The sequence below is a fragment of the Kitasatospora sp. NPDC059973 genome (assembly GCF_042737525.1).
GTDB lineage: Bacteria > Actinomycetota > Actinomycetes > Streptomycetales > Streptomycetaceae > Kitasatospora.
This window is the reverse complement of record NZ_JBHWUI010000254.1, coordinates 1-8,216: the sequence shown is the minus strand read 5'-3', so window position 1 is coordinate 8,216 and position 8,216 is coordinate 1. Positions and strand designations below refer to the sequence as shown.

4 protein-coding genes and 1 pseudogene are annotated in these 8,216 nt (G+C 77.2%); all 5 read left to right on the top strand.

The genetic code is table 11. The annotated features are described in order from the left end of the window. Window positions 1–229: 229 nt before the first annotated feature. Complete coding sequence (locus ACFWA9_RS36820; protein WP_380393515.1) at window positions 230–3,376, top strand: type 2 lanthipeptide synthetase LanM family protein; 3,147 nt, start codon at window positions 230–232, stop codon at window positions 3,374–3,376. A 152-nt stretch (window positions 3,377–3,528) separates the two neighbouring features. Then, window positions 3,529–3,732 (top strand): hypothetical protein, encoded by a 204-nt coding sequence (locus ACFWA9_RS36815; RefSeq protein WP_329486304.1) that lies wholly within the window; start codon window positions 3,529–3,531, stop codon window positions 3,730–3,732. Between the two features lie 72 nt (window positions 3,733–3,804). Then, the gene (locus tag ACFWA9_RS36810; protein ID WP_380393512.1) at window positions 3,805–6,711 is read left to right on the top strand and encodes an AAA family ATPase; all 2,907 of its coding nucleotides are present in this window, start codon (window positions 3,805–3,807) and stop codon (window positions 6,709–6,711) included. Window positions 6,712–7,043: 332 nt separating this feature from the next. Further along, the gene (locus ACFWA9_RS36805; protein WP_380393510.1) at window positions 7,044–7,853 is read left to right on the top strand and encodes a methyltransferase; all 810 of its coding nucleotides are present in this window, start codon (window positions 7,044–7,046) and stop codon (window positions 7,851–7,853) included. Window positions 7,854–8,022: 169 nt separating this feature from the next. Beyond that, window positions 8,023–8,216 (top strand): annotated as a pseudogene (locus ACFWA9_RS36800) (hypothetical protein); the annotation flags it as partial.

Sequence of the window (8,216 nt, the reverse complement as noted above, 5' to 3'; positions counted from 1 at the left end):
ACCGGGTGCGGCGGGTGGCGCCGCGGGTGGCCGCGGGCCCGCTCCGCCGCAGCTCCGCGCGGTCCCGGCGGCCCCCGGGGCCGACCCGGCGCCCGCCCCCGCGACCCGTCCGACCACCCGGGCGCGCAAAGCTGGGGCACGCCGGGTACGGCGTCTGGGTAGTGCGCGGCGAAATCTACGGGTGGTGCTCCCCTGTACGGAGGGTCGTGCCGCTGGAAGGGTGGCGGACGTGACCACAACCGACACCGCTTCCCGGGCCTCAGGGCCGGCGCCCTCCTGGTGGGCGCCGGCCGCGACGCTGCGCGAACGGCTGTCGGCCCCGCACCCGCCGGTGGCGCCGGCGGCGGGCCCGACGGCCGGGGCACGCACCCGCTCGGCGGTCGAGCAGGCCTGCGAGGCCGCCCGGCTGGCCCGGCTGGGCGTCGACCCGGGGCTGGCCGCGGCGCTCGCCGCCGAGGCGCCGGAGCGCCTGGCCGGCCGGCTGGCCAAGCCGTCGTGGGCGGTCTTCGCGGAGCGGGCCGTCGCCGGCGCGCCGGAGCGCCCCGGGGGCGTGCCGCTCGAAGCGGGCGAGGGGGCGACGGTGTTCGCCCCGCTGCTGCGCCCGCTGGTGGCGGCCGCCACCGCCGAGCTGACCGCGCGGGCGCTGGCGGGCGGCGCCGAGCCGGCCGACCTGGCGGTGTTCGCCCCGGCGTACGCGCGCTGGCTGGCCGAGCGCCTCGCCGGCGAGGCGGCCCGGACACTGGTCGTGGAACTCGCCGCCGCCCGGGACGCGGGCGGCCTGGCCGGCGCCACCGGCGCGGACCGGTTCGCCGACTTCGCGGCCCGCACCGGCACCCGGGCCGGACTGGCCCGGCTGTTCACCCGCTATCCGGTGCTCGCCCGGCTGATGGCCCGGACGTCCCGTCACACCGCCCGCTCCGGCGCGGAGCTGCTGACCCGGCTCGCCGCCGACCGGCCGGCGCTCACCGCGGGGCTGTTCGACGGCCGGGACCAGGGCCCGCTGGCCGCCGTCGAGCTGGGCCGCGGGGACCTCCACCAGCAGGGCCGGTCGGTGGCGGTGCTGCGGTTCGCCGCCGGCGCCACCGCGGTGTACAAGCCCCGGCCGATCGGCCAGCACGCGCTCCTGGACGCCATGACGGACTGGCTGGACGCCAAGGTGCCGGGCCTGGCGCCGCGCACCCCGCGCTGGGTCGGCGGAGACGGCTACGGCTGGCTGGAGTTCATCGAGCACCGGCCCTGCCGCTCGCTGGTCGAGATCGACCGGTTCCACCGCCGCCAGGGCGCCCTGCTCGCCCTCGCCTACACCCTCGAAGGGGTGGACCTGCACTGCGAGAACCTCCTCGCGCACGGCGACCAGCCGGTGCTCGTCGACGTGGAGACGCTGCTGCACCCCGTCCTCGGCGAGGGGAGCACCACCCTGCCGGACCCGGCGGCCGCGGCGCACGCCGCCTCGGTGCACCGCACCTGCCTGCTGCCCCAGCTGCTGGTCGGCGAGCTGGGCGCGGTCGACGTCTCCGCCCTCGGCGCCGCGCCGGGCGGGGAGTTCCCCAACACCCGGATGGTCTGGGAGGACACCGGCACCGACGAGATGCGCCTGGTGCGCCGCGGGGCGCCGTTCACCGGTGCCAAGAACCGGCCGTACGGCGTCGTGCCGGGAGCCGGCAGCGCGGACCGGCTCTCCGCGACGCTGGCCGGGTTCCGCGCCGGGTACGACGCCGTCGTCCGGCACCGGGCCGAACTCGCCGACCCGGCCGGGCTGCTGGCCACCGGGGCGGCGGCCGTCGGCCGCCTCGTGATCCGCCCGACGATGCTCTACGCCACCCTGCTGGCCGAGGCGACCCACCCGCAGCTGCTGGGCGACGGGCTCGACCGCGACGCCCTGTTCGCGGTGCTCTGGGCCGAATCGCAGGGCGACCCGGCCCGGCAGGCCCTGATCGAGCACGAGATCGCCGACCTGTGGGACGGCGACGTCCCGGTCTTCTTCCACCGGCCCGGCGAGCCCGCGGTGTTCGCCTCGGACGGGAGTCCGGTGCCCGGCGTCCTGGAGACCTCCGGCCTCGCCACCGCGCGGGCGAAGCTCGACGGCATGAACACCGTCGACCGCCACGACCAGGAGTGGATCATTTCGGCCACGCTGGCCTCCGTCGGGCCGGACGCCACCGGCCCCCGGCACCGGGCGGGCGGGCGCACCCGCCCCTCGCCCGCCGCCGTCCCGGAGCCGTCCGCGCTGCTCGCCGCCGCCTCCGGGATCGCCGACGAGATCGCCGGCCGCTCCGTGAGCGGCCACGGGCGGGTCAACTGGATCGGCCTGGAGGCCGTCGACGAGCACTGGACGGTGCTGCCGATGGGCGCCGGGCTGGCCCAGGGCTACTGCGGGGTGGCGCTGTTCCTGGCCCAGCTCGGCGCGCTGACCGGCTCCGCCCGCCACACCGGTCTGGCCCGGGCGGCGGTCGCCCCGCTGCCCGACCTCGTCGCCGCGGCCGCCGCCGACCCGGAGCTGAGCCTGGCGGTGGGCCCGGGCGGCTTCGAGGGCCTGGGCGGCCTCTGCTACTCCCTCGCCCGGCTGGCCGGCCTGGTCGACGAGGGCCTCGCCGACTGCCTGCCGGCCGCCCTGGACGCGCTGGCCGTGGCGGCGCTCGACGAGGAGGCCCGGCCCGGCGTCTCGGCGGGCCTGGCCGGGGCGCTCGCGGCCCTGCACGCGGTGCACCGCGAGCGCGGGCTGGAGCGGGCCGCCGAGCTCGCGGACCGGATCGCCGAGCGGCTGCTCGGCCTGCCGCCGCCCGGTCCGCTCGGCGCCGCGGCGCCGGACCGGGTCGGCTTCGCCTTCGGGGAGGCCGGGATCGGCTGGGCGCTCACCCGGCACGCCCGGTTCACCGGCGGCCCGCGCGGCGCGCGGTTCGCCGCCGCCGGCCGGGCCCGGCTGACCGCCGCCCTGGCGGCGGACCGGCTCACCGGCGGCTGGTGCTCCGGGACGGCCGGCACCGTGCTGGCGGCGGCCGACGCGGGCCTGTGCGCCGAGCAGCCCGACAGCCCGCTGCGGGACGCCGTGCACCGGCTCACCGGACAGCCGCCGGTGGCGGACCTCAGCCTCTGCCACGGAGAGCTGGGCACCGCGGAGGCGCTGGCGGCGCTCGCCGAGCGCGGCCACCGCGGCGCGCGCGACAGCCTGACCGGCCGGGCCGGAACGGTCCTCGGGCAGCTCCACGACTGGGGACCCCGCTGCGGGACCCCCGGACAGGTGCCGACGCCGGGGCTGCTCACCGGGCTCTCCGGGATCGGCTACGCGCTGCTCCGGCTGGGCTTCGCCGACACCGTGCCGTCCGTCCTGCTGCTGGACGCGGCCCCCGGCCCCCCACCGGCCCCTTCGACCATCTGAAGAGAACCGAAGAGAACCGAAGAGAACCGAAGAGAACCAAAGAGAACCAAACAGGACCGAATAGCACAAGACCACCTGAAACGAAAACAAGACAGCAGAGAACAGCGCCACTTATCACCACGCACCGCTTCCCGAATGGAAAGGAAAGCCCCATGTCCCACTCCCTGTACAACGGTGCTGTCCGCAGCGAGGCCACGAACCAGGCCGCGACCACTCCGGACCCGGCCGGCGAGATCCGCCTGGTCCGCCGGAACGGGGCCTGCGCCCGGACCCGGGCCCTGGCCGGAATGAGCCTCGGCAGCGGCGTGGTCGTGGGCCTCGGCTCCATCACCACCACTGTCTCGGTGCCGTTCTGACCTGCACTCACGTAGGGCCGATCCGAACATGAGCACGACGATCCGCGGGGAGAGCGACTACTATCCGGGGCTATGCGTGTGCGGGCAGCCCATCTCATCGGCCGTGATGCCGAAGTCGCCGGACTCGGCGAATCACTGCGGGATCTCCGCCGCTCGCGCGGCTGTACCACATTCCTGGTCGGCGAGGGCGGAATCGGTAAGTCGCGACTGGTCGCCGAGCTGATCGGCGAGGCGGTCGACGCAGGAGTCCGCGTCCTGCGGGGCCGGAGCAGCACCATCGGACCGATGGTGCCGCTCCGGCCGCTCACCGAGGCGCTGATGCCGCTCTCACGCGGCGGGGAGACGCCGGACGAAGCGAGCCTCGGCCCCTACCGCCCGGTGCTCGGCCGGCTCATCCCGGACTGGAGCACCGGCACCCCGGACCAGGGGTCGACCGTGGTGCTCGCCGAGGCCGTCCTGCGGCTGCTCTCCTCCGCGGGCCGCGACCAGGGCTGCCTGCTGGTCCTGGAGGACCTGCACGACGCCGACACCGAGACGCTGGCCGTCGTCGAGTACCTCGTCGACAACCTCGAACAGCAGCCGGTCATGCTGGTGGCGACCGTCCGGTCGGAACCGGGCGAGGCACTCCTGCTCGCCGAGTCGGCCGGGCGCCGCCGCAGCGGAACGGTCTTCCGGCTGGCGCCGCTGGGCGACGACGAGGTGAACCGCCTGATCGCCTCCTGCCTGGACACCGAGCCGGGCCTGGTGCCCGCCGAAGTGCTGACGCAGATCCGGGAGGACAGCGCGGGCATCCCGTTCCTGGTCGAGGAACTCCTCCAGGGCGCCGTCACCGGCGGCGCGCTGGTCCGCGAGAACACCGCCTGGCGGGTGGCCGGGAACCTGCGCCGCAACGTGCCGAGGGCGCTCCTCGAAGGCGCCATCCACCGCATCGACGAACTCGGCCCGCAGGGGCAGACGCTGCTCTCCGCCGCCGCCGTGCTCGGCCGGCGCTTCCCCCTGTCGGTGCTCCAGCTGATGACCGGTGCCGACGACCGCAGCCTGCTCAGCCACCTGCACGCCGGCGTCACCGCCCGGCTGGTCGCGGCCGACGAGCCCGCCCCCGACTGGTACGCCTTCCAGCACCCGCTGACCGCCGAGGCGCTGCTCGCCCAGCTCACCCCGACCGCCCGGGCCGCCCTGTCCCACCAGGCCGCCGACGCGATCGAGGCCCTCCACCCCGACCTCCAGGGCGACTGGTGCCCGCTGGCCGCGACCCTGCGCGCCGACGCCGGCGACCCCGTCCGGGCCGGCCGGCTGTTCACCGAGGCCGGCCGCCGCGCCCTCGCCAACGGCACGGTCGGCTCCGCGGTCACCCTGCTCGACCGGGCCGAGACCCTGCTGGCCGGGGGCACCGACTCGGCCGCCCGCGCCGAGGCCCTGGAGGCCCTGCTGCCCGCCCTCGCCGAGACCGGCGAGCTGACCCGGGCGCTCAGCCTCGCGAGCAGCCTGCGGGAGCTGGTCGGCGCCGGTCTGGGCGCGCCCCGGCTGGCGGCCCTGCACACCCGGCTGGCCCAGGTGGCCTACATGGCGGGCCGCTGGGCCGACGGCAACAACCAGATCGAGCGGGCCCGCGCCCTGCTCGGACCGGACCCGGACGAGGCGCACACCGCGCTGACCGACGTGGTGGAGGCCTACCTGTGCCTCGACACCCCCGGCCAGGACCGCACCCAGCGGGCCGAACGGCTGGCCCGCGCCGCGATCGCCACCGCCGAGAAGCACGACCAGCCGCTGGTCGCCTGCCAGGCCTGGGAGCTGCTGGGCGTCGTCGCCCGCGAGCGCGATCCGGCCGAGGCGGTCACCTACCTGGAACGGGCCATGAACACCGCCGAGCGGCACAGCCTGCCGCTCCAGCGGATGTACGCGCTCACCCGGCTCGGCGGCAGCCGCTGGCTGGCCGACGGCGGCACCGCCACCCTGGACGAGGCCCGGACCGAGGCCCGCCGCCTGGGCGCCGTCACCGTCGTCTACACCCTCGACGGCATCCTCGCCCTGCACGACGTGCTCTGCGGCCGGTTCGCCGAGGCCCGGGTGCTGGGCGACGAGGCGCTGACCATGGCGGCCCGGCTGCGGCTGACCCCGGTCGCCCGCTACCTGCTGATGACCCGCTCCGTCCTGGCGGCCCATCAGGGCGACCGGGCCGCCATGGAGGAGTCGCTCACCGAGTTCGGCCGCTGGGGCGGCAGCGGCTCGCCCGAGGAGCCGCTCGCCCTCGGGCTGGCCCGGGTGTTCTGCGCCCTCCTGGAGGAGGACCGGGACCGGGCCGCCCGGGACATGGCCGGCCTCCAGGCCCTGGAGGCCGAGAACCCGAGCACTTTCCACCTCGGCGGCCGGCACGGCCTCGGCCTGCTGCTCGACCTGCTGGACGGCCGCCTCGACCGCGGCCGCCTCGACCGGGTGGCCGCCAGCTCGGCCGGCCGGATGCGGTGGAACCGGCACTTCGTCCTGCTCGCCGACGCCGTGCTGCTCGGCCGCGAGGGCGATCCCGAGGCCGCCGGCCGGGCCGCCCGGCTCGCCCAGGAGGTCGGTGCGCCCTACCCCACCGCCCGCCACCTCGGACAGCGGCTGATCGCCGAGGAGGCGCACGCCCTGGGCTGGGGCGACCCGGAGGGATGGCTCCGGGAGGCCGAGCACCACTTCCGGGAGACCTCCGCCACCGCCGTCGTCGGCGCCTGCCGGACGCTGCTCCGGGCCATCGGCGCGCCCGTCCGCCAGCACCGCACCGGCAGCAACCGGATCCCGGCGCAGCTGCGGCTCAAGGGCATGACGGTCCGTGAGTACGAGATCTTCCAGCTGCTGGCCGACCGGCTCAGCAACAAGGACATCGCCGCCCGGCTCTACATCTCGCCGCGCACCGTCGAGAAGCACGTCGCCAGTCTGATCGCCAAGACCGGGCTGCCGAACCGGTCCGAGCTCTGCGCGCTGGCGGCGCAGCAGTCCTGAGGGCGGTCGGGGGCGCGGTCGGGGCCGGCGGGGGCGCGGTCGGGGCCGGCGGGGGTGCGGGGCGGGGCCCGGTGCGCGTTGCGCAAGTGGTCGGTTGCTGCCGCTCGGAACCGGCGTCCGGGGCGGTTTCCGGCCGGGCCCGGCCGGGCGGAAGCGGCCGGACCGGGCGGAACGGGCCGGTTCATGCCGGTGCAGGTTTCGGCCACCGGCCGGCCCGGGACAACGGCCCGTCGGGAGCAGCACACTGGCTGCGCGGCGCCTCACCGGGACCGGCCGGCCGAGGTCCCGCGGCGCCCGCCCCACGACGGCATCCAGGAAGGGACCGACCCCCGATGACGAAACCCGCCGCCTGGCCGGAGCGGAACCTCTGGACGGACTCCGCGCAGGCGCGGGCCGACGCCTACCTCGACCACGCCCGGAGCATCCGCGGCGAGGTCCGGTTCGACCTGGTCACCCGCGCGCTGGCCCGGCACCTGCCGCGGCGCCCCTGCCGGGTGGTCGACATCGGCGGCGGCTTCGGCCGGCAGGCGGTCCTCCTGGCGCGGGCCGGGCACGAGGTGACCGTGGTGGACAACGACGAGACCCTGCTGCGGGCCGCGGCCGACCTGGTCGCCGCGGAGCCCCCCGAGGTCGGCCGGCGGGTGACCCTGGTCCAGGGGCTGGGCGAAGCGGCGCCCGACCTGGTCGGGACGGGCTTCGACCTGGTCTGCTGCCACAGCGTCCTGCTCTACCTCACCGACCCGGGCCCGATGCTGGACGCGCTGGTCCGGCTGGCCGCGCCCGGCGGCCTGCTCTCGCTGCTCACCGTGAACCGCGACTCCCAGGCGATGCGCGACGGGCTCCAGGGCGACTGGCGGGGCGCGCTGGCGACCCTGCTGGAGTCCGGCGAGCGGGGCGGGCAGTACCTGCCGACCCGGCCGGACACCCCGCAGGACCTCGGCCGGCGGCTGGCCGGGCTCGGCGCTCCGACGGTGGAGTGGTTCGGCGTGCGGGTCTTCTCCGACCACCGCCGTGACGAGCCGTCACCGGAGGAGTTCGCGGACCTCTGCGAGCTGGAGTGGCAGGCCGGACTGCGCGATCCCTACCGCGGGTTCGCCCGGCTCTTCCATCTGGTGGCCCGGCGCGGCGCCGCGCCCCGGTAGCCGTACCGGCCGGCGGTCGGGCGGGGGGCCGAAGCGCGCGGGGCCGGAAGCACGCGGGGCCCGCACCGCGCGGAGGCCGGAAACGCGGTGGTGACCACCGCCGGCCGGGACCGGCGGCCGAGGGTGGTACGACAGGGCGCCGGGCGCGTGGCCGCGCGCCGGTACCGGAGTGAGTGCGCCGGAGCCCGTGCCGGTGCGCCGCGGCCCGGCCGGCAGCGGACGCACCTCGCTGCTGCGCACAGTGGCCGGGGGCTTCCCGCACAGCCACGGCGAACTGCGCCGCCAGGGCCCGGCCGCGCTCGGCCAGGTGGCCGGCGTGCACGAGCCCGACCCGACGCTCACCGTCGCCGAGCACATCACCGA